Raw genomic sequence first — 21,180 nt, 5'->3', positions numbered from 1 at the left:
GATGAGCAGCCCCGGAGCCCTGCGCCCACCACCGACAGCGAGCCCGCCGCCGGTGCCGTCCGGTGCCACGCCGGTGCGGCGCAAGCGCCGGCGCACCTGGCGGCGGGCGCTGCGCCGGGACTGGCAGCTCTACTCGCTGGCCGTCCTGCCGCTGCTGTTCTTCCTGGTCTTCCGGTACCTGCCGATGCTCGGCAACGTGATCGCCTTCCGCCGGTTCCGGCCGGGCGGCAGCATCTTCGGCGAGCAGTGGGTGGGCCTGCGGTACATCCGGATGTTCCTGAGCGACCCGACGTTCTGGGACGTCTTCACCAACACCCTGGTGCTGGGCGCGCTGACCCTGCTGTTCTGCTTTCCCCTGCCGATCGTGCTGGCGCTGCTCCTCAACGAGCTGCGCAGCACCCGGCTCAAGCGGTTCGTCCAGTCCGTGTCGTACCTGCCGCACTTCCTGTCGATCGTGATCGTGGCGGCCATGGTCATGCAGCTGTTGTCCGTCGACGGGGCGGTGAACCAGCTGGTCCGGGCGGTCGGCGGCGAGGCGGTGCCGTTCCTGCAGCAGGCCGGGTGGTTCCGGAGCATCTACGTCTCCTCGGAGGTCTGGCAGACCGTCGGCTGGGGCACGATCCTCTACCTGGCCGCGCTGACCACCATCGACGAGGACCTGTACGAGGCGGCCCGGATCGACGGGGCCAACCGGTGGCGGCAGACCTGGCACGTGACCCTGCCCGGGATCCGGCCGACGATGGTGACCCTGCTGATCCTCAACATCGGCACCTTCATGGCGGTCGGGTTCGAGAAGATCCTGTTGTTGTACAACCCGTTGACCTATCCGACCGCCGACGTAATCTCCACCTACCTGTTCCGGGTCGGCATCGTCTCCAACAACTTCAGCTACGCGGCCGCGATCGGCCTGTTCGAGTCCGCGATCGGGTTGACGCTGGTGCTGTCGGCCAACGCGATCTCCCGGCGAGCGGTGGGAGCGAGCCTGTGGTGATCGTCGACCGGACCACGTCCCGCCGGGCGGCCAGCGGCCGGACCGGCATCCGGCCGAGCCGGGGCTTCCGGGTCTTCCAGGTGGTCAACGCGATCGTCCTGACCGGCATCGTGGTGGTGACGTTGTACCCCTTCGTCAACATCGTGGCGCGGTCGCTCAGCGACAACGCGTACATCGTTGCCGGGCAGGTGAACCTGGTCCCGCGCGGATTCAACATCGCCGCGTACAAGGCGGTGATGTCCGATCCGCTGTTCTGGACGAACTATCGCAACACGATCTTCTACACGGCGGTCGCCACGGCTGTCTCGTTGGTGCTGACCACCTGCTACGCCTACGTGCTGTCCAAGAAGCACCTCAAGGGCCGCAACGCGCTGGTCGGGATCGCCGTGTTCACCATGTTCTTCAGCGGCGGGCTGATCCCCAACTACGTCCTGGTCACCAGCCTCGGGTTGAAGAACACCGTGTGGGCCATCGCGCTGCCCAACGCGATCAGCGTGTTCAACCTCCTCGTCATGAAGGCGTTCTTCGAGAGCCTGCCGGTCGAGTTGGAGGAGGCCGCCGCCGTCGACGGGCTGAACACGTACGGAACCCTGCTGCGCATCGTGCTGCCGCTGTCGAAGGCGGTGGTCGCCACGATGTTGCTCTTCTACACCGTCTCCTTCTGGAACTCCTGGTTCTCCGCGTTCCTCTACATGGATCAGATGGACCTGCTCCCGGTGACGGTGTACCTGCGCAATCTCATCGCCGGCGCGACCGACGCGACCTCGACCGGCGGGGGTCTCGGCAGCGCCACCGACGTCGTGCAGTCCGCCGCCACCATCCAGGCCGTGACCATCGTGCTCACGGTCCTGCCCATCCTGACGGTCTACCCCTTCATCCAGCGGTACTTCGTCTCCGGCGTCATGCTCGGGGCGGTCAAGGGATAGCCGCAAGCGCAACCACCCGCACACCACCCCCACCCGAGAGGAATCCCCATGGTTCAGCTATCCCGGCGCCATCTGCTGTTCGCCGCCGGCGCGGCCGCCGTCGTGTCGGTGGCCGGCTGCGGCGACGACGCGGCCGACAAGAAGGACCTCGCCGACAACCGGGTCGGCGCCATGGACAAGTACGGCGTCGGCGACCAGTTCAAGGCCACCACGTCGGTGTCGTTCTCGATGCTCTACAACAACCACCCGAACTATCCGCTGAAGAACGACTGGCTGTTCTGGTCGGAGCTGACCAAGCGGACCGGTGTCAAGATCGAGCCGGTCGCCGTGCCGCTGAGCGACTACGAGCAGAAGCGCAGCGTCCTGATCGGCGCCGGTGACGCCCCGTTCATCATTCCCAAGACCTACCACCCGCAGGAGGAGGCGTACGTCTCCTCGGGCGCCATTCTCCCGGTCAGCGACTACCTCGACCTGATGCCGAACTTCAAGGACAGCATCGAGAAGTGGAACCTGCAGGCGGAGATCGACGCGCTCCGGCAGGAGGACGGCAAGTTCTACCTGCTGCCCGGCCTGCACGAGAAGCCCTGGCAGGACTACACCCTCGCGGTCCGGATGGACATCCTCGAGGAGCTCAAGATCCCGGTCCCGCAGACCTGGGACGACGTGTACACCATGCTCAAGGCAATGAAGGCGAAGTACCCGAACGTCTACCCGCTCTCCGACCGGTTCGGCAAGCCCAACCCGGCCGGCAACCTGCTGAACATGCTGGCCGTGTCGTACGGGCTGTCGGGGGCCGGCTGGAACTTCCAGCACACCAGCTGGGACGCGAACGCCAAGAAGTTCATCTACAACGGCTCGTCGGAGCAGTACAAGGCGATCCTGGAGTACCTGCACAAGCTGGTCGCCGAGGGGCTGCTCGACCCGGAGACCTTCACCCAGACCGACGACCAGGCCCGCCAGAAGCTCGCCAGCGGCAAGTCCTTCGTGATCAGCGCCAATGCGCAGAGCCTGGTCAACGACTACCGGCCCGACATGGCGAAGACGTTGCCGAACGCGCGGATGGCGAAGATCCCCTTCCCGATCGGGCCGGCCGGACCGATGAACCCGGCGCCCCGGCTCGAGAACGGCGTCATGATCTCCACGAAGGCTCGGGACAGCAAGAACTTCGTGGCGATGATGCAGTTCATCGACTGGCTCTGGTACTCGGAGGCCGGCAAGGAGTTCGCCAAGTGGGGTGTCGAGGGGGTCACCTACACCAAGGACTCGTCCGGCAAGCACACCCTCGCCCCCGACGTCGACGTCCTCGGGCTGAACCCGAAGGGCACGAAGCATCTGCAGAAGGACTTCGGCTTCTACAACGGCATCTTCGCCTACGGCGGCAAGCCGGAGCTGGTGCAGGCGTTCTTCTCGCCGGAGGAGGTGGAGTTCCAGAAGGTGCTCAACGCCCGGCCGCCCGTCCCGGTCGCGCCGCCGCACCCGCTCAGCGACGCCGAGCGCGAGCAGGTGACCCTCTGGGAGACGCCGCTGAAGGACTTCGTCTACGGGAACACGCTGAAGTTCATCCTGGGCCAGCGCAACCTCAGCGAGTGGGACGCCTACGTGAACGAGCTCAACGGCAAGCACATGAGCTCCTACCTGGACGTCATCAACAAGGCCTACGACCGGTACCAGAAGAACCACGGCTGACCGGAGGCCGCCGGCCGGGCCCGCACGCGGCGCCCGGCCGGCACGCCCTCGGGCGGCCCTCCGTCCGGCGGCGCCGCTGCGGGCCGCCAGGCGTAGGGCAGAGGAGAGGACTGACATGCGGGTCGTCGTACCGGAGCAGGCCACCGGCCGGCTGACCGAGGCGTGGCGCGCCTGCGTCGGCACCGGCCGGTTCGAACTGGCGCTGCGACGCGACTACCAGGACTCGCTGGCCCTGATCCAGCGGGAGATCGGCTTCCGGCACATCCGCGGGCACGGGCTGCTCAGCGACGGCGTCGGCGTGCACCGGCCCTACGAGTACCGGGGCTCGCGCCACGTCCGGCACGCCTTCACCTACGTCGACCAGGTGATCGACGCCTACCTCGACCTCGGCATCCGCCCGTTCGTGGAGCTGGGCTTCATGCCCGCGGCCCTCGCCTCCGGCGACCAGACGGTGTTCTGGTGGCGCGGCAACGTCACCCCGCCCGCGTCCTGGACCGAATGGGCCGACCTGGTCCGGGCCACCGTCGCCCACCTCGTCGACCGGTACGGCCTAGACGAGGTGCGCGGCTGGCCGATCGAGGTGTGGAACGAACCGAACCTCACCAACTTCTGGCAGGGCGCGGACGAGGCCGCCTACCACCGGCTCTACGAGGTCACCGCGCACGCCGTGAAGGAGGTCGACGCCGGGTTGCAGGTCGGCGGCCCGGCCCTCTCCCCCGGCGCCGACGACTGGCTGCCCCGCTTCGCCGACTTCGTCGCCGCCCGGTCGGTGCCGGTCGACTTCGTCAGCAAGCACGCCTACTCCTCCGGGCCGGCCCAGCACGTGCCGTTCGGCGTACACCAGACGCTGACCCCGGCGGCCGGGCTGCTGGCGCAGTTCGCCACCCCGGCCGCACTGCTGCGGGACACCGCCCTGGCCGGGCTGCCGGTGCACATCACCGAGTTCAACTCGTCCTACCGGCCCGACAACCCGATCCACGACACCGCCTTCCACGCCGCGTACCTGGCTCCCGTGGTGGCCGGCGGCGGCGACCTGGTCGACTCCTTCTCCTACTGGACCTTCAGCGACATGTTCGAGGAGGAGGGGGTGCCCACCACGCTGTTCCACGGCGGCTTCGGCCTGCTCACCCACCGCCAGATCAAGAAGCCGACCTACCATCTGTACGCCTTCCTGGCCCGCCTCGGTGACCAGGTCCTCGCCCGCGGCGCGGACCACCTGGTCACCCGGGACGGCACCGGCCGGATCACCGTGCTGGCCTGGGCGCCGGTGGACGTCACCGGTCGCGAGCCGGTCCCCGACCGGCACACCGTGCAGCTGTCCCTGCCCCTGGCGTCGCCCGGGGCGAGCACCGCCTTCCTGCTGCGCTCGTCGGTCAGCGAGGAGGCGGGCAACGCGTGGCGGGCGTGGGGCGAGATGGGCCGGCCCGCCTCCCCGCACGCCCGCCAGCTGGACGCCCTGCGGGAGGCCGCCGAGCCGGTCCGGCGGCACACCAGCCTGCCCGTCGTGGCCGGCCGCGTCGCGCTCGACTTGCACCTGTCCCGGCACGAGGTCACCCTGGTCGAGCTCACCGCGGTCGCCGACGAGACCCCGCCGTGGTGGCACGACGAGCGGCTGCTCGGCCAGCCCACCGGAGAGGAACCCGCATGAGCGACGCCGGCGTCCACCGCCAGTTCGGCGAGGGGCCGCTGTCCCGCGCCGCGGCGCTGATCTACACCCTGCTCGTGGTCGAGCTGCTGCTGCTGGTCGCCGCCGCGCCCGGCCTCGTCGCGCTCACCCTGCTGGACCGGGACATCAGCAACCTTCCGTTGGCCGCGGCGTGTGCGATCCCGCTCGGCCCGGCGTTCTCCGCCGCCTGCTACGCGCTGCACCACCAGCGCCCCGACCTGACCGACCTGCACCCGGCGCGGGTCTTCTGGCGCGGCTACCGGACCAACCTGCGCGACGCCCTGCTGGTCTGGGTGCCGTTGCTGGTCTGGCTGACCGTCATCGCGATAAACCTCGCCCACCTGTCGGCCACGGGCCTGTCCGGCTGGTGGGCGGTGCCGTTGGTCCTGGTCGGCGCGGGGGTCACCCTGATCGGGGTGAACGCGCTGGTGATCACCTCGTTGTTCAGCTTCCGCCTCCGCGACGTGCTGCGGCTGGCCCGGTTCTTCGTCGTGCGCACCCCGGTCGGCACGCTGGGCACGGCGGGCCTGCTGGCCGCGGCGACCGCCCTGGTGCTGGTGACCTCCGAGGCGGTGCTCGCCGCCCTGGGCGCGGTGCTGGTCTTCGCGCTGCTGCGCGGCAGCGAGCCGATGATCGCCCTGATCCGGAAGGACTTCACGGCGTGAGGCTGCCCCGCACCGGCAAGGTGCCCTTCGGTGGGGACTACAACCCCGAGCAGTGGCCCGAACCGGTGTGGCAGCAGGACTACCGGCTCTTCGACCGGGCCCGGATCGACCTGGTCACCCTGGGCGTCTTCGCCTGGGCGCAGACCCAGCCCGCCCCGGACGTCTACGACTTCACGCTGCTGGACCGGATCGTCGACCGGGCGACCGCGGAGGGCCGGATGATCTGCCTGGCCACCGGCACGGCCGCCCACCCGGCGTGGCTGGCCCGCGCCCACCCCGAGGTGACCCGCACCGACTTCGAGGGACGCCGACACCGGTTCGGGCAGCGGCACAACTCCTGCCCCAGCTCCCCGGTCTTCCGGCGGCTCGCCACCGAACTGGCCCGCCGGGTCGCCGCGCGGTACGCCGGAAACCCGTCGATCGTGGCCTGGCACGTCGGCAACGAGTACGGCGGGGCCTGCTACTGCGACCGGTGCGCCGCCGGCTTCCGGGACTGGCTGCGCCTCCGGTACGGCACCCTGGACGCGCTCAACGAGGCCTGGTACACGACCTTCTGGTCGCACACCTTCACCGGCTGGGACCAGATCGAACCGCCGTCGGCGCTGACCGAGCACTGGCGCGGACCGGACCACACCGCGTTCCAGGGGATCACCCTGGACTATCTCCGGTTCATGTCCGACGCCATGCTGGCCACCTTCCTCGACGAGAAGGCGGCGATCCGCGAGTCCAGCCCGGACGTCCCGGTCACCACCAACTTCATGGGCATGTACCGGCCGATCGACTACCACCGCTGGGCGCCCCATCTCGACTTCGCCTCGTGGGACAACTACCCGCCGGACGACAGCTCGCCGTCCTGGATGGCGCTGACGCACGACCTCATGCGCGGGCTGAAGGACGGCCAGCCGTTCTGGTTGATGGAGCAGACCCCGAGCCACACCGCCTGCCGGGACGTGAACCCGCTGAAGCGGCCGGGGGTGCTGCGGCTGTGGAGCTGGCAGGCGGTGGCGCACGGCGCCGACGCGGTGCTCTTCTTCCAGCTGCGGGCCTCCCGGGGTGCCAGCGAGAAGTACCACGGCGCGGTCATCGGCCACGCCGGGCGGTCGGACACCCGGGTGTTCCGGGAGGTCGCGCAGTTGGGGGCCGAGTTCGAGCGGCTCGGCGCGGCGACGCTGGGCGCGCGTACCCCGGCCCGGGTCGCGCTGCTGTTCGACTGGGACAGCTGGTGGGCGTTGGAACTCTCCGACGGCCCGTCCCGGCTGGTCCGCTACCAGCAGCTGGTGCTGGCCTACCACCGGGCGCTCTGGGACGCCGGCGTGGACGTCGACGTCGTGGCGGTCACCGCGGAGCTGTCCCGGTACGACGTGGTCGTCGCGCCGGCGCTGCACCTGCTCAAGGGCGACGTCGCGGGGCGGCTGGCGGAGGTGGCCGGCCGGGGCGGCTCGGTGCTGACCACGTTCCTGTCCGGGCGGGTCGACGAGAACGACAACGCCTTCCTCATGGACGTGCCCGGCCCGCTGGCCGAGCTGATGGGCGTACGCGTCGACGAGTGGGACGCCCGCGGACCGGAGTTCGTCAACCCGGTGCTCCTGGGCAGCGGCGCCGACCGGGTCGAGGTGGCCGGCCGGCTGGTCTTCGAGCTGGTGATCCCCGAGGGGGCGGAGACGGTCGGCACCTACCAGGCAGACTTCTACGCCGGCACCCCGGCCGTCACCCGGAACGCCTACGGCGCCGGCGACGGCTGGTACGTCGCGACCGGGCTGGACCAGGCGGGCGTCTCCTGGGTGGTCCGGCGGGTGCTCGACCGGCACCACCTGATCGGGCCGTACCCGGACGTGCCGGACCTCGAGACGGCCGTCCGGGTCGCCGGGGACGGCACGCGCCTGCAGTTCCTGCTCAACCACCGCGCCGAGCCGGTCGAGGTGACCGCCCGCGCCGGCGCGGTCGACCTGCTGACCGGGGACCGGGTCGAGGCCGGCGGACCGGTCACGCTCGCGGCGCGCGGTGTCCTGGTGCTCCGGGAGGATTCATGACCACCGACCGACCCGTCGACGTGCACCCCGCCTGGTTGCCGCCGGAGGCGTTCCGCGCCCTCGGCGCCCGTCGCACCCTGGTCTGCGGTGCCGGCCCGCTGGTGGAGACGGTGCTGCGGGAGGTGACCGCGGCCTGCGCCCGGTACGGCGGCAACGTACGGCGGCGGGGGCCGGCCACGGCGGGCCCGGCGGACGGGCGCCCCGACGACGGCCCGGCCGACCTGGTGTTCGCGCTGGCCACGGCCGGGCCGCTGCCCGCCGGCGCCGAGGAGGTCGCCGCCGAGCACCGGCGCGGCCGGGAGGCGCTCGGCGCCGAGGGCTTCCTGCTGGCCCGGCGGGCCGGCGTCACGGTGGTGCTGGCCGAGGAACCGGCGGGACTGCTGTACGGCCTGTTCCACGTGGTCCGCCTCGGCGAGTCGGCGTTCGGCGCCGGCCGCCCGCCGCAGGCGCACCGGCCCGCGATGCGGCGGCGCATGCTCGACCACTGGGACAACGTGGACGTGCATCCGGTGATGGGGCAGGTCGAGCGCGGCTACGCGGGCGGGTCGATCTTCTGGCGGGACGGCGCCCCGCGCGGTGACCTGGGCCGGATCCGGGCCTACGGCCGGCTGCTGGCGGCGGCCGGGGTCAACGCGGTCTCGGTGAACAACGTCAACGTGCACGGCACGGAGGCGCGGCTGCTGACCGACCGGCTCGGCGACGTGGCCGCGATCGCGGACCTGCTGCGGCCGTACGGGATCCGGGTGCACCTGTCGGTCACCTTCGCCGCGCCGGTCGTGCTCGGCGGCCTGCCGACCGCCGACCCGCTGGACGGGCGGGTACGGGCGTGGTGGGCCGCGACCACCCGCCAGGTGTACGACCGCATCCCGGACTTCGGCGGCTACCTGGTGAAGGCCGACTCCGAGGGGCAGCCCGGCCCGTTCAGCTACGGGCGGGACCACGCCGACGGCGCGAACCTGCTCGCCGACGCGCTGGCGCCGTTCGACGGGGTGGTGCACTGGCGGGCCTTCGTCTACAACCACCGGCAGGACTGGCGGGACCGGTCGACCGACCGGGCCCGGGCCGCCTTCGACCACTTCGCGCCGCTCGACGGGCGGTTCCGGCCCAACGTGGTCGTCCAGGTGAAGCACGGCCCGATCGACTTCCAGGTCCGGGAGCCGGTCTCCCCGGTGCTGGCGGCCATGCCGGCCACCCGGTTGGCGGTGGAGTTCCAGGTGACCCAGGAATACACCGGCCAGCAGCGGCACGTGTGCTACCTGGGCCCGTGGTGGAGCGAGGTGCTCCGGTTCGCGCCGTGGGGCGACGACCGTACCGTCGCCGGTGTGGCCGCCGGCGAGCGGGGGGACGGCGGTGGGCTGGTCGCCGTCTCGAACGTCGGCGACGACCCGTTCTGGACCGGGCATCCGCTCGCCCAGGCCAACCTGTACGCGTTCGGCCGGCTGGCCTGGGATCCCCGGCTGGATCCGGCCGCCGTGCTCGACGAGTGGATCGACCTGACCTTCCCGCCGGCTCCGGACGGCGACCCCGACCTGGTGCGGCGGACCCTGCACGAGCTGATGGACGACTCCTGGCGCACCTACGAGCGGTACACCGCGCCGCTCGGCGTCGGCTTCATGGTCCGCCCCGGGCTCCACTACGGCCCCGACGTGGACGGGTACGAGTACAGCCGGTGGGGCACCTACCACTTCGCCGACCGGGACGGGGTGGGCGTGGACCGCACCCGCGCCTCGGGCACCGGGTTCACCGGCCAGTACCCGCCGCCCTGGTCGGAAATCTACGAGTCGGTCGAGCGGTGCCCGGACGAGCTGCTGCTCTTCTTCCACCACGTGCCGTACGGGCACGTGCTGCGCAGCGGCTCGACCGTGATCCAGCACATCTACGACACCCACTTCGCCGGCGTCGAGCAGGTCCACGCGATGCGGCGCCGGTGGGATGCGCTGTCCGGCCTGGTCGACCGGGCGCTGCACGACCGGGTCCGGGAGCGCCTCGACGAGCAGGTGCGCTGCGCGCAGGAGTGGCGGGACCAGGTCAACGCCTACTTCTTCCGCAAGTCCGGGGTGCCGGACGCGCGGGGCCGGCGGATCCACTGACCGGGCTGGCCCGCCGGACGCCCACGGGGGCGCCCGGCGGACCGGCCTCACCTGATCTCGGCGGTCGTCCAGCGCGGTGAGTCGTTGGTGACCGGCACGGTGGCGCCCACCAGGGTGGTGCGCGCCTCCGTGTCCCGCTGCGCGCTGGTGCCGACCCAGAGGTCGACGTCACCGGGCTCCACCACCCGGGTGAGGGTGCGGTCGGTGAAGGCCAGGCGGGTGGTGGGCACCGTCAGCTCCACGGTGACCGTCTGGCCCGGCTCCAGGTGCACCCGCTGGTAGCCGAGCAGCTGGGCCACCGGCCGGGTCACCGAGGCCACCACGTCGCGGCCGTAGAGCTGGACCACGTCGTCGCCGGCGACCGTGCCGGAGTTCGTCACCTGGACGGCCACCCGCAGCGCCCCGTCGGTCGGCACCGTGGCGGGCACGGTCAGGCCGGTGTGCGCGAACGTCGTGTACGACAGGCCGTGCCCGAACGGGGCCGCCGCCGTCGCCGCCAGGTTGGTCACCTCGTTGCCCTCGCCGAGGGTGGGGTGCAGGTACGAGTACGGCTGCGCCCCCGCCGAGCCCGGCAGGCTGACCGGGAGCCGGCCCGACGGGTTCACCCGTCCGGAGAGCACGCCCGCGATCGCCCCGGCCCCCTCCTCACCGGGGAAGAACGCCTGCACCACGGCCGCGCAGCGGGACAGCGCCCAGCCGATCGCGTACGGCCGGCCGGTGAGCAGCACGAGCACGACCGGGGTACCGGTCGCCAGGACCGCCTCGACGAGTTCGCGCTGGACGCCGGGCAGCTCCAGGTCCTCCCGGTCGCAGCCCTCGCCGACCGTGCCGCGCCCGAAGAGGCCGGCGTGATCCCCGACGGCCAGGACGGCGACGTCGGCGGCGCTGGCCGCGGCGACCGCCTCGTCGAAGCCGGACCGGTCGTCGCTGTCCACGTCGCAGCCGTTCGCCGCGGTGACGAGGTCGGCGCCGAACTCGGCCCGGAGCGCCTCGAGCACCGTCGGCACCTCGATGCCGGTCTCCACCCCGGGGTGCTGGACGAGCACGTGGTTGAGGAAGGAGTAGCACCCGAAGAGGGCGGCCTGGCGGTCCGCGTTCGGGCCGATGACCGCCACCCGCCGGCCGGCGGGCAGCGGCAGCACGCCCTGGTTGGCGACCAGGACGAGCGACTCCTCGGCGAGGCGGCGGGCGATCGACCGGTGCTGCGGTGAGTCCAGGTCGACCGCGCGGGGCGGCTCGTCGGTGAACGTGGCGTCGAGCAGCCCGAGTTCCAGCTTCTGGCGCAGGACCCGCAGCACCGCCCGGTCGACGAGCGCCTCGTCGACCGTGCCGGCCCGCACCTGCTCCCGCAGGGTCAGGTAGGCGTCGCCGGTCGGCAGCTCGATGTCGACACCCGCCGCGAGCGCCTGCGCGGCCGCCTCCGCGTGGTCGGCCGCGACCTGGTGCAGCAGGTTCAGGAACGCGACGCCGTAGTAGTCGGCCACCACGGTGCCGTCGAAACCCCACCTGTCGCGCAGCACGCCGGTCAGCATCGTCGGGTCGGCGGCCACCGGCACGCCGTCGATCTCCGTGTACGAGTGCATGATGCTGCGGGCGTTGCCGTCGAGGATCGCCATCTCGAACGGCGGGAAGAGCACGTCGGCGAGCTCCCGCGGCCCGGCGTGCACCGGGGCGAAGTTACGCCCGGCGCGGGAGGCGGAGTAGCCGGCGAAGTGCTTCAGCGTGGCCAGTACGCCCTGCGACTGGAGGCCGCGCACGTACGACGTGCCGATGGTGCCGACCAGGTAGGGGTCCTCGGCGATGCACTCGTCGACCCGGCCCCAGCGCGGGTCCCGGATCACGTCGAGCACCGGGGCGAGGCCCTGGTGGATGCCGAGCGCCCGCATGGAGGCCCCGATCGCCTCGGCCATCTCGGTGACGAGTTCCGGGTCGAACGCGGCCCCCCAGCCCAGCGGGGTGGGAAAGGTGGCGGCCTGCCACGCCGAGAGCCCGGTGAGGCACTCCTCGTGGACGATCGCCGGGATCCCGAGCCGGGTCCCGGTCACCAGCTCCCGCTGGAACTTCCACAGCCAGGCCGCGCGGGTCACCGCGTCGACGGGGCGGGTGCCGTAGGCGCGGGTGAGGTGGCCGAGCCCGTGCCGGGCGAAGTCCTCGAGTTTGGTGGAATCGCCGAACTCGCCCTGCAGGGGCGCGACCGCCTCGCCGTCCTCCTTCTCCCAGAAGCCGACGAGCTGGGCGACCTTCTCCTCGATCGTCATCCGGCCGAGCAGCTCGCGTACGCGGGCCTCGCCGGCGTGTCCATCGGGCCGGTCGTGGTCGGGAGCTGCCTGAGCCGGTACCGGCCCGCCCACAGCCGCGTGGACCTCAGTCATGTTGTGCCTTTCCTTGATTGTGCTGCTACCGCTGTCGCTCAGCCCTTGACCGCACCCTGGAGGCCACCGACGATCTGCTTCTCGGCCATCGTGAAGAAGAGCAGTGCCGGCAGCATCGCCAGTGAGGTGAAGGCGAGCACGCCCGCGGTGTCGGTGGAGTACTGGCTCGAGAAGCTCTGCACCCCGAGCGGCAGCGTGTGCAGGTTGACGTCGCCGAGGACGAGCAGCGGCAGCAGGAACGCGTTCCAGCTGGCCACGAACGCGAGCACGCCGACGGTGACCAGCGCGGGCCGCGACAGTGGCAGCGCGATGCGCCAGAGGAAGCCCAGCCGGTTCGCGCCGTCGATCGCGGCCGCGTCCTCCAACTCGCGAGGGATGGCGGACAGGAACGGCCGCAGGATCACGATCGTCAGCGGTAGCTGGAAGGCGACCTGCGGGAGGATCACGGCGTAGTAGGAATTGATCAGGTTCAGGTCGCGCAGCATCAGGTAGAGCGGCAGGATCGCCGCGCCGGCCGGGAAGAGCAGGCCGAGGGTGAAGAAGGTGTAGAGCGCCTCACGCCCCCGGAAGGTGTAGCGGGCCAGCACGAACGCGGCGGCCATCCCGAGCACCACGACGCCGAGGGTGGTACCGAGGGCGATCACTCCGCTGTTGAACGCCTGCTGCCAGAAGTTGCTCCGGCTCAGCACCCGGGAGTAGTTCTCCCAGACCCACGGGTCGGGCAGGCCGGCGGGGTCCGCGACGATCTGGGGAGTGGTCCGGAAGCCGCCGATGACCACGTAAAGGATCGGGGCGATCGAGACGGCCGCGATGGCGAGCGCCAGCGCGTAGGTGAGCGGGGTGCCCCAGGACAGCGGCCGGCGCTGCCCGGACGGGGAGAGGACGGGGTTGGTGGCCACGATCAGTTCGCCCTCCGGGTGATGGCGCCCTCGATGTCCCGGCGCAGGATGAAGCGCTGGAACAGCAGCGCCGCGACGAACGAGATGACGAAGAGGATGACGGCCACCGCGTTGCCGTAGCCCCACAGCCGGGCGAAGAACCCGTTGTCCACCATGTACGTCGCCATCGTGCCCGACGCACCGAGCGACCGCACCGCGGGCACCGAGGTCACCCAGATCACGTCGAAGACCTGCAGCGAGCCGATCATCGACAGGAACGCCCAGATCCGGATGGTCGGCCCGAGCAGCGGGAGGGTGACGTGCCGCTGGGTCTGCCACCAGCTCGCGCCGTCGATGGCGGCGGCCTCGGTCAGCTCGTGCGGCACGTTGGACAGGCCGGCGAGCAGGAGGATGATGGCGAAGCCGACGTACTTCCAGGTGAGGACGAACAGCAGCGTCCAGATGACGACGTCGAGGTCGGCGAGCCACGCATGGACCAGGCCGCCGAGTCCGAGCGATCTCAGCAGCGCGTCGAGCGAGCCGTTCTCCACCAGGATCAGCTTCCACATGATGCCGACGGTGACCTCGGCGAGCACGTAGGGCACGAACACCAGCAGCCGGAACACGGCGCGTCCGCGGAAGCGGCGGTTGAGCAGCAGGGCGATGCCGAGGGCGACCGGACCCTGGATCAACAGCGACCCGAACACGATGATCGCGTTGTTGCGCAGCGCGTCGAGGAAGATCGGGTCCTGGAAGGCCAGGGTGTAGTTCCGCAGGCCGACGTAGTCGGTGGGCGGTCCGACGCCGCGCCAGCGATAGAGGCTGTAGTAGACCGCGAAGCCCATGGGCACCAGCACGAACATCACGTACACGACGATCGCCGGCGTGGTGAGCCCGACGATCTCGTACCACTTGCGGCGGGTCTCGGCCCGCCGGGAGGATGCGCGCCCGGCGGGCCGGTGACCCGCCGGCGGCGTCGAGACGCCGCCGGCGGGGAACCGGGTCTGGTCGGTGGAGGTCACTTGCTCGCGGCTGCCTTCATCCGCTCGACGACCTGCTCGGGCGTGCCCTTGCCCGAGAAGATGCCGACGATCCCGTCGTTCATCGCGGTGCCGACGGTGCTGCCGTAGGCGGTGTCCAGCCAGAGCTGCACGTAGCTGGCCTGGGACGTGGCCTCCAGGATGGACTTCAGGGCGGGGTCCTTGATGCCGGCCTCCGCGCCCTTCGCCACGGGCAGACCGGTGCCGGTCTCGGCGTAGCCCTTCTGCACCTCGGGGCTGGCGATGTACTTGAGGAACTCGACGCACTCGGCCGGGGCGTTCTTGGCACAGGCGAACCCGTCACCGCCGCCGAGGGCGGCCTTGGGGTCACCGGCGGAACCGGAGATCGCCGGCACCGGGAACCAGCCGAGGAACTTGGCGAGCTTGGCCTTGTCCGTGGCGACGGTGTCCAGGGTGCCGCGGTTCCAGTCGCCCATCAGCTCCATCGCGGCCTTGCCGTTGGCGAGCAGACCGTTGGCGCTGGTCGGGTCGTTCTGGCCGGGGGTGGCGATGAAGTTGTTCTGGAACGGCTTGGTGTCGATGAAGGCCTTCAGGTCCTGGCCGGCCTTCACGAAGCACGGGTCGTCGAACTTCTTGTCGAGGGACGCCTTCTTCAGGGTGTCGACCGAGCAGTCGCGCAGCGCGAAGTTGTACCACCAGTGCGCGGCGGGCCACTTGTCGCCGGCACCGACGGCGATCGGGGTGACGTTGATGGCCTTGAGCTTGGTGACGGCGGCGTTGAGCTCGTCGAAGGTGGCCGGCGGCGCGGTGATGCCCGCCTGGGCGAACATGTCCTTGTTGTACCAGATGCCCTCGATGCCCATCCGGAACGGCAGGCCGTACTGCTTGCCGTCCACCTGCCAGATCTCGGCCGCGCTGCCGATGTTGGCAACCTCGGTCTTGACCTGGTCGGTGATGTCCTTGAGGTAGTCGGCCTCGACCTGATCGCGCAGCTCGCCACCACCCCAGGTCATGAAGATGTCCGGCGGGTCGTTGCTCAGCAGCGCGGCGGGGATCCGGGTGCGCTGGAGCTGGTTGGTCTCGATCGCCTCGATCTCGATCTTGACGGTCGGGTGCGCCGTGGAGAAGTCCTTGGCGACCTTCTCCCAGTAGGTCTTGCCGGGCCCGTCCTGGTTGGCGTTGTGCCACCAGGTGAGGGTCACCGGGTTCTTGTACAGCTCACTCTCGTTGGACTTCTCATCGTCGCCGCCGCTGTTGCAACCAGCGACGACGAGAGCGCTTGTCATAAGCAGTGCCAGGGCGGCACCCGCACGGCGCTTTATCGCCATCGACGTCTCCTCCGTAGGCAGTGGTGGTACTCGGCCTGCGGGGGAGTTTTTCAGTCGGGTACGTCACTGTCAATCGGTATCGATAACGTTTTCGAATCACTCGGGACACGGGCTAAGCAGCGGCTCTATCATCGTCGGCGTGGTGTTCCCGGAGCGCGTCAAGATGTCGGATGTGGCACGAACTGCCGGCGTCTCGGTGGCAACCGTATCGAAGGTTGTCAATGGAAGGTACGGCGTGGCTCAGGCGACCGTGGAGCGCGTCCAGCAGGTGATCCGCGAGCTCGGCTACGAGGCCAGCCTGGGGGCGCAGAGCCTGCGCAGCCACCGTACGAACGTGCTCGGCATCCTGGTCGCCGAGTTCGAGCCGTTCTCGACCGAGCTGCTCAAGGGAGCGTCCCGGGAGGTCGCCGGCAGCGGGTACCAGTTGCTGGCCTACTCCAGCGGCGACGGCGAGGGCGCCGCCATAGGCTGGGAGCGGCGCTCGCTGGCCCGGCTGTCCGGGACCCTCATCGACGGCGCCGTGATCGTCACCCCGACGGTGATCGAAACCAAGCACGGCTTCCACGTCGTGGCCGTCGACCCCCACACCGGCCCGTCCGGCCTGCCCACCGTCGACTCGGACAACTTCGCCGGCGCCGTGCTCGCCACCAACTACCTGCTGGCGCTCGGCCACCGCCGCATCGGGCACATCAGCGGGCGCCCCGACCTGGAGTCCGCGCGCCTGCGCGAGGCGGGCTTCCGCAAGGCCATGTCCGACGCCGGGGTGGCGGTGGACGAGCGGATCGTGCGCATCGGCGGCTTCCGCACCGAGAGCGCCGCCGGCACGGCCGCCGAGCTGCTCACACTCCCCGACCGGCCGACGGCGATCTTCGCCGGCAACGACCTCTCCGCGATCTCCACCATGGACGTCGCCCGGAACATGGGGCTCACCGTGCCCGACGACCTGTCCGTGATCGGCTTCGACAACATCCCGGAGTCGGCACTGGTGAACCCGCCGCTGACGACGATCATGCAGCCGCTGCAACGGATGGGCGCCGAATCGCTGCGCCTGCTCATCGACCTGATCGCCGGCGTCGAACGGGACACCCACATCCGGCTCCCCACCGAGCTGGTCGTGCGGGCCTCGTGCCGGGCCCACCCGTGACGCCGCGGCCCGGGCCGCGCCCGTAGCCACCTCCCGCGCGACCCGGCGGGGGTCAGCCGGCCAGCGGGGCCGCACTGTCGCGCACCACGAGCTCGGTGGCCAGCTCCACCCGCGGACTCTCGATCCGCTCCCCCTGCGCCAGGCGCAGGATCGTCCGGGCGGCGAGCAGACCCATCTTGGCCAGGGGCTGCCGGACCGTGGTCAGCGGCGGGGAGCACCACCGCACCTCCGGCAGGTCGTCGAAGCCGATCACGCTGATGTCGTCGGGCACCCGCAGGCCGCGCCGCCGGACGGCCTCGTAGACGCCGAGGGCCATCTGGTCGCTGGCGGCGAAGATCGCGGTGGGCGGGTCGGCCAGGCGCAGCAGTTGGGCGCCGGCGGCGAACCCGGCCTCGTGATAGAAGTTGCCCGGGTGGATCAGCTCGTCGTCGACGCTGAGGCCGGCGCTGTCCAGCGCCGCCCGGTAACCGTCCAGGCGGGCCCGGCTGCACATCAGCTGCGGCGGCCCGGAGATGAAGCCGATCCGCCGGTGGCCGAGCGCGATCAGGTATTCCGTCGCGCGCAGGCTGCCCACCCAGTTGGTCGCGCCGATGGTCGGTGACTCCTGCGGCGGCACCCCCGTGGGATCGACGATGACGACCGGGATGTTGAGCCGGCGCAGCTCCGCCTGCAGCGGCGGCTCGAGGGTCGAGGTCACGAAGATGACCCCCTCGGTGGAGCGGGTGCGCAGGTTGTCCAGCCACTGCCGGGCGGACGAGCTGCGCCGGTGGATCGCGGAGACCACGGTGCCGATGCCGGCGGCGTGCGCCACGTCCTCGACCCCACGGATGATCTCGACCGCCCACGGGCTGTCCAGGTCGTTGAAGACCAGGTCGATCAGGCCGGAGCTGGCCCGCATGCTCGGCCGGCGGCGGCGGTAACCGTGCCGCGTCAGCAGTTCCTCGACCCGTTCCCGGGTCTGCGGCGCGACGTCGGAGCGGCCGTTGATGACCCGCGACACCGTGGGCACCGAGACGCCGGCCAGCTGCGCGATCGCCGCGATGGTGACTTTCCGGGAATCGTCCGACGTCACCGGTCGCCCTTTCGTCCTGGCTCGAGCGACCGACGACAAACCCCGGCCGGCAGCCGCCCTGCGCCCACGGGCACCCGGCCGGACACCGATACTTTCGATCGCTTTGAAGGGCACCGTATGACCCCTCACGTTCCGGGTCAAGGCCCTGCCGTACCTGGTCGGCCGCTTCGCCGCCGCCGCCGACCGGAGCGACGGCGGTGTTGACGAGGGGGATTGACGATCGTATTGTTCCGGCTCAGCTACCGGAAGTTTGCCCGGAAGTATCGGCTCCCGCACCGTCCCCGCTGATCGGCGCCGCTCCTGCCGCACCGGCCGCGACCCGCATCAACTCCTGGTCCGCCCGTTCGCACCACCCGGAGGAACGCTCATGAAACTGCGACGATGGATAGCCGCCGGCGCGGTCGCCGTGGCGACCGCCGCCGTGCTCACCTCGCCGGCCACCGCCGGCCGCCCCTACGATCCCACCGACCAGAGCCTGCGCAACCTGGCGCTGCGCCACGGCCTGGCGGTCGGCACGGCCGTGGACCTGGCGGCCCTCAACGACCCCGCCGACCCGCGCTACCGCGAGCTGGCCGCCTCGGAGTTCTCCACGGTCACCGCCGAGAACGCGATGAAGTGGGAGAGCCTGGAGCCGACCCGCGGCACGTACAACTGGGGGCCGGCCGACGAGCTGGTCACCTTCGCCCGGCAGCACGACCAGCGGGTCCGCGGGCACGTCCTGGTCTGGCACAACCAGCTGCCCGGCTGGCTGACCAGCGGCGTGGCCGACGGCTCGATCAGCACCGCCGAGCTGCGCGACATCCTGCGCCGACACATCACCAACGTGGTCACCCACTTCAAGGGCCGGATCTGGCAGTGGGACGTGGTGAACGAGGCGGTCAGCGACCCGTGGGACACCCCGTCGACCCTGCACTACAAGGGATTCTGGGCCGAGCACCTCGGCCCGGGCTACATCGCCGACGCGTTCCGCTGGGCCCGCGCCGCCGACCCGCACGCGCTGCTGTTCTACAACGACTACAACATCGAGGCGTTCGGCTCGCGGGACCCGGCCAACGACAAGACCCAGTTCGTGTACGACATGGCCAAGCAACTGCGGGCCCAGGGCGTACCGATCGACGGCATCGGCAGCCAGGGCCACCTCGGCACGCAGTACGGCAACTTCGACACCTTCCAGGTCGTCGAGGCGCTGCGGAAGTTCGCCGGCCTGGGCCTGGCCACCGCGTTCACCGAGGTCGACGTGCGCAGCCAGCTGACCGAGGGCGTGCAGGCCGGTGACGAGGCCGAGATCAACCCGCGGCTGCAGGCGGCGGCGGCGAACTTCGACGTGCTGCTGCAGGCCTGCCTGGCGGAGCGGCACTGCCTGTCGTTCACCGTCTGGGGCTTCACCGACAAGCACTCCTGGGTGCCCGGCTGGTTCACCGACCCGCCGGAGGGCATGGCCACCATCTACGACGAGAACTACCAGCCCAAGCGGGCGTACCAGGCGTTGAAGGCCGACCTGATCTACAGCGGCCCGCCGTACGTGCTGCCGCGCATCCCGCAGCGGCCCCGCCGCTAGGCGCGGGTGGATGGTGAGCGGGGCCGGTCGATCCACCGGCCCCGCTCACCATGTCCGGGGCCGGGGCATTGATATTTCGGAATTGTTCCGTTAGTTTTCGAGAGATTAGCTTCGATTACTCACGGTGGGGCGGGAGACCATCCCGATCCGCGCGGCCCCCGGGCGGCCGCGTCGCGAGCCGAGCCGACCACCGTGGCGGGCAGTCGTCGAAGCGGACCTCCTCATCGGTACAGCTATCGAAAGGCTCCTTGATGGACAACGTGCTCGCCCGCGGCAGCGGGAGTTCGACGAGCCGGCGCCGGCCCCGGGCCGCGCTGCTGGCGGCGGCGGCCGGAGCGGCGATGATCGCCGCCTCGGTGGTGGTGGCCTCCAGCGCCAGCGCCGGCACCACGCTGGGTTCGGCGGCGGCGGAGCAGGGGCGCTACTTCGGCACGGCGGTGGCCGCCTACAAGCTCTCGGACGCCACCTACGTCGGCATCCTGAACCGCGAGTTCAACATGGTCACCCCCGAGAACGAGATGAAGTGGGACGCCACCGAGCCGTCCCAGGGCCAGTTCTCCTTCAGCAACGCCGACCGGATCGTCAACCACGCCCGGTCGAACGGCATGCGGGTACGCGGGCACGCCCTGGCGTGGCACCAGCAGCAGCCCAGCTGGGCGCAGAACCTCTCCGGCACGGCGCTGCGGCAGGCGATGATCAACCACATCACCCAGGTCGCCACCTACTACCGGGGCAAGATCTACGCCTGGGACGTGGTGAACGAGGCCTACGCCGACAGCGGCGGCGGCCGCCGCGACTCCAACCTCCAGCGCACCGGCAACGACTGGATCGAGGTGGCGTTCCGCACCGCCCGCGCCGCCGACCCGGACGCCAAGCTCTGCTACAACGACTACAACATCGACAACTGGACCTGGGAGAAGACCCAGGGCGTGTACAACATGGTCAAGGACTTCAAGGCGCGGGGCGTGCCGATCGACTGCGTCGGCCTGCAGTCGCACTTCAACAGCGGCTCGCCGTACCCGGGCAACTACCGCACCACGCTGCAGAACTTCGCCGCCCTCGGCGTCGACGTGCAGATCACCGAGCTGGACATCGAGGGCTCCGGCAGCACCCAGGCCGCCACCTACGGCAACGTGGTGAAGGACTGCCTGGCCGTGTCCCGCTGCAACGGCATCACCGTCTGGGGCATCCGGGACAGCGACTCGTGGCGGGCCAGCGGCACGCCGCTGCTCTTCGACGGCAACGGCAACAAGAAGCAGGCGTACACGGCGGTGCTCGACGCCCTCAACGCCGGCGGCACCACGCCGCCGCCGACCACCGCTCCCCCGACCACCGCTCCGCCGACCACGGCTCCCCCGACCACCGCGCCGCCGACCACGCCGCCGCCCTCGGGCAACGGCTGCACCGCGTCGCTGACGCTCAACCAGTGGCAGGGTGGCTTCGTCACGAGCGTGCGGGTCACCGCCGGCGCGACCCCGTTGAACGGCTGGAGCGTCACGCTCACGCTGCCCTCGGGCGCCACGATCACCAACACCTGGAGCGCCCAGCCGAGCGCCACCAGCGGTGCCGTGACGTTCCGCAACGTCGACTACAACAGCCAGGTCGGCGCCGGCGCGACCACCGAGTTCGGCTTCCAGGGTGTCGGCACCGGGCCGTCCGGCACCGCCACCTGCACCGCCGGCTGACCGGCCGCGGCCCGGCGCCGGAGCCTCCGGCGTCGGGCCGCGTCCCGCGGCTCGGCCCCCGGTCCGCCGTCGGTCCGCGCCGCGCCGC

Annotated in this window: 15 protein-coding genes; 10 read left to right on the top strand and 5 right to left on the bottom strand. The window is 71.0% G+C overall.

Features of this window, described 5'->3' with window-relative positions:
* Position 1 precedes the first annotated feature (1 nt).
* From ACIBPB_RS30405 to ACIBPB_RS30375, 7 genes are all read left to right on the top strand, one after another.
* The gene (locus ACIBPB_RS30405) at positions 2-991 is read left to right on the top strand and encodes an ABC transporter permease (protein ID WP_396842874.1); all 990 of its coding nucleotides are present in this window, start codon (positions 2-4) and stop codon (positions 989-991) included.
* Complete coding sequence (locus ACIBPB_RS30400) at positions 988-1,917, top strand: carbohydrate ABC transporter permease (protein WP_396842873.1); 930 nt, start codon at positions 988-990, stop codon at positions 1,915-1,917. Before ACIBPB_RS30405 ends, ACIBPB_RS30400 begins: the two co-directional genes overlap by 4 nt.
* 48 nt (positions 1,918-1,965) lie before the next feature.
* Positions 1,966-3,603 (top strand): extracellular solute-binding protein, encoded by a 1,638-nt coding sequence (locus tag ACIBPB_RS30395; protein ID WP_396842872.1) that lies wholly within the window; start codon positions 1,966-1,968, stop codon positions 3,601-3,603.
* Positions 3,604-3,718: 115 nt separating this feature from the next.
* Positions 3,719-5,251 (top strand): xylan 1,4-beta-xylosidase, encoded by a 1,533-nt coding sequence (locus ACIBPB_RS30390; protein ID WP_396842871.1) that lies wholly within the window; start codon positions 3,719-3,721, stop codon positions 5,249-5,251.
* Positions 5,248-5,934 carry a DUF624 domain-containing protein gene (locus tag ACIBPB_RS30385; protein ID WP_396842870.1) on the top strand — a complete coding sequence of 229 codons (687 nt, stop codon included), beginning with the start codon at positions 5,248-5,250 and terminating at the stop codon, positions 5,932-5,934. Before ACIBPB_RS30390 ends, ACIBPB_RS30385 begins: the two co-directional genes overlap by 4 nt.
* Positions 5,931-7,964 (top strand): beta-galactosidase, encoded by a 2,034-nt coding sequence (locus ACIBPB_RS30380; protein WP_396842869.1) that lies wholly within the window; start codon positions 5,931-5,933, stop codon positions 7,962-7,964. Before ACIBPB_RS30385 ends, ACIBPB_RS30380 begins: the two co-directional genes overlap by 4 nt.
* Entirely contained in the window at positions 7,961-10,054 is a 2,094-nt protein-coding gene (locus ACIBPB_RS30375) for an alpha-glucuronidase (RefSeq protein ID WP_396842868.1), read from the top strand. The genes ACIBPB_RS30380 and ACIBPB_RS30375 overlap by 4 nt, the downstream gene beginning before the upstream one ends.
* 47 nt (positions 10,055-10,101) lie before the next feature.
* Here the strand turns inward: ACIBPB_RS30375 and ACIBPB_RS30370 are convergent, their stop codons facing one another.
* The 4 genes from ACIBPB_RS30370 to ACIBPB_RS30355 are packed head-to-tail and all read right to left on the bottom strand — an operon-like array spanning position 10,102 to position 15,591.
* The gene (locus ACIBPB_RS30370) at positions 10,102-12,426 is read right to left on the bottom strand and encodes a glycoside hydrolase family 3 N-terminal domain-containing protein (RefSeq protein WP_396842867.1); all 2,325 of its coding nucleotides are present in this window, start codon (positions 12,424-12,426) and stop codon (positions 10,102-10,104) included.
* Between the two features lie 38 nt (positions 12,427-12,464).
* A complete protein-coding gene (locus tag ACIBPB_RS30365; protein WP_357322193.1) occupies positions 12,465-13,331 on the bottom strand; it encodes a carbohydrate ABC transporter permease in 867 nt (288 codons plus the stop codon).
* Entirely contained in the window at positions 13,328-14,326 is a 999-nt protein-coding gene (locus ACIBPB_RS30360) for a carbohydrate ABC transporter permease (RefSeq protein ID WP_396842866.1), read from the bottom strand. Before ACIBPB_RS30360 ends, ACIBPB_RS30365 begins: the two co-directional genes overlap by 4 nt.
* Entirely contained in the window at positions 14,323-15,591 is a 1,269-nt protein-coding gene (locus ACIBPB_RS30355; protein ID WP_357322175.1) for an extracellular solute-binding protein, read from the bottom strand. The genes ACIBPB_RS30360 and ACIBPB_RS30355 overlap by 4 nt, the downstream gene beginning before the upstream one ends.
* Before the next feature lie 205 nt (positions 15,592-15,796).
* Here ACIBPB_RS30355 and ACIBPB_RS30350 point away from each other — a divergent pair, with 205 nt between their 5' ends.
* A complete protein-coding gene (locus ACIBPB_RS30350) occupies positions 15,797-16,777 on the top strand; it encodes a LacI family DNA-binding transcriptional regulator (protein ID WP_396842919.1) in 981 nt (326 codons plus the stop codon).
* 52 nt (positions 16,778-16,829) lie between these two features.
* On the opposite strand, the gene ACIBPB_RS30345 is transcribed toward ACIBPB_RS30350, so the two are convergent.
* Positions 16,830-17,849, bottom strand: coding sequence for a LacI family DNA-binding transcriptional regulator (locus tag ACIBPB_RS30345; protein WP_396842865.1), 1,020 nt, complete (start codon positions 17,847-17,849; stop codon positions 16,830-16,832).
* A 367-nt stretch (positions 17,850-18,216) separates the two neighbouring features.
* On the opposite strand from ACIBPB_RS30345, the gene ACIBPB_RS30340 reads away from it, so the two are divergent.
* Positions 18,217-19,407 carry an endo-1,4-beta-xylanase gene (locus tag ACIBPB_RS30340; RefSeq protein WP_396842864.1) on the top strand — a complete coding sequence of 397 codons (1,191 nt, stop codon included), beginning with the start codon at positions 18,217-18,219 and terminating at the stop codon, positions 19,405-19,407.
* 251 nt (positions 19,408-19,658) lie between these two features.
* A complete protein-coding gene (locus ACIBPB_RS30335; protein WP_396842863.1) occupies positions 19,659-21,092 on the top strand; it encodes an endo-1,4-beta-xylanase in 1,434 nt (477 codons plus the stop codon).
* Positions 21,093-21,180: the final 88 nt, after the last annotated feature.

This window comes from Micromonospora sp. NPDC049836 (genome assembly GCF_044465125.1).
Lineage (GTDB): Bacteria > Actinomycetota > Actinomycetes > Mycobacteriales > Micromonosporaceae > Micromonospora.
This window is presented reverse-complemented; position numbering and strand designations above follow the sequence as displayed.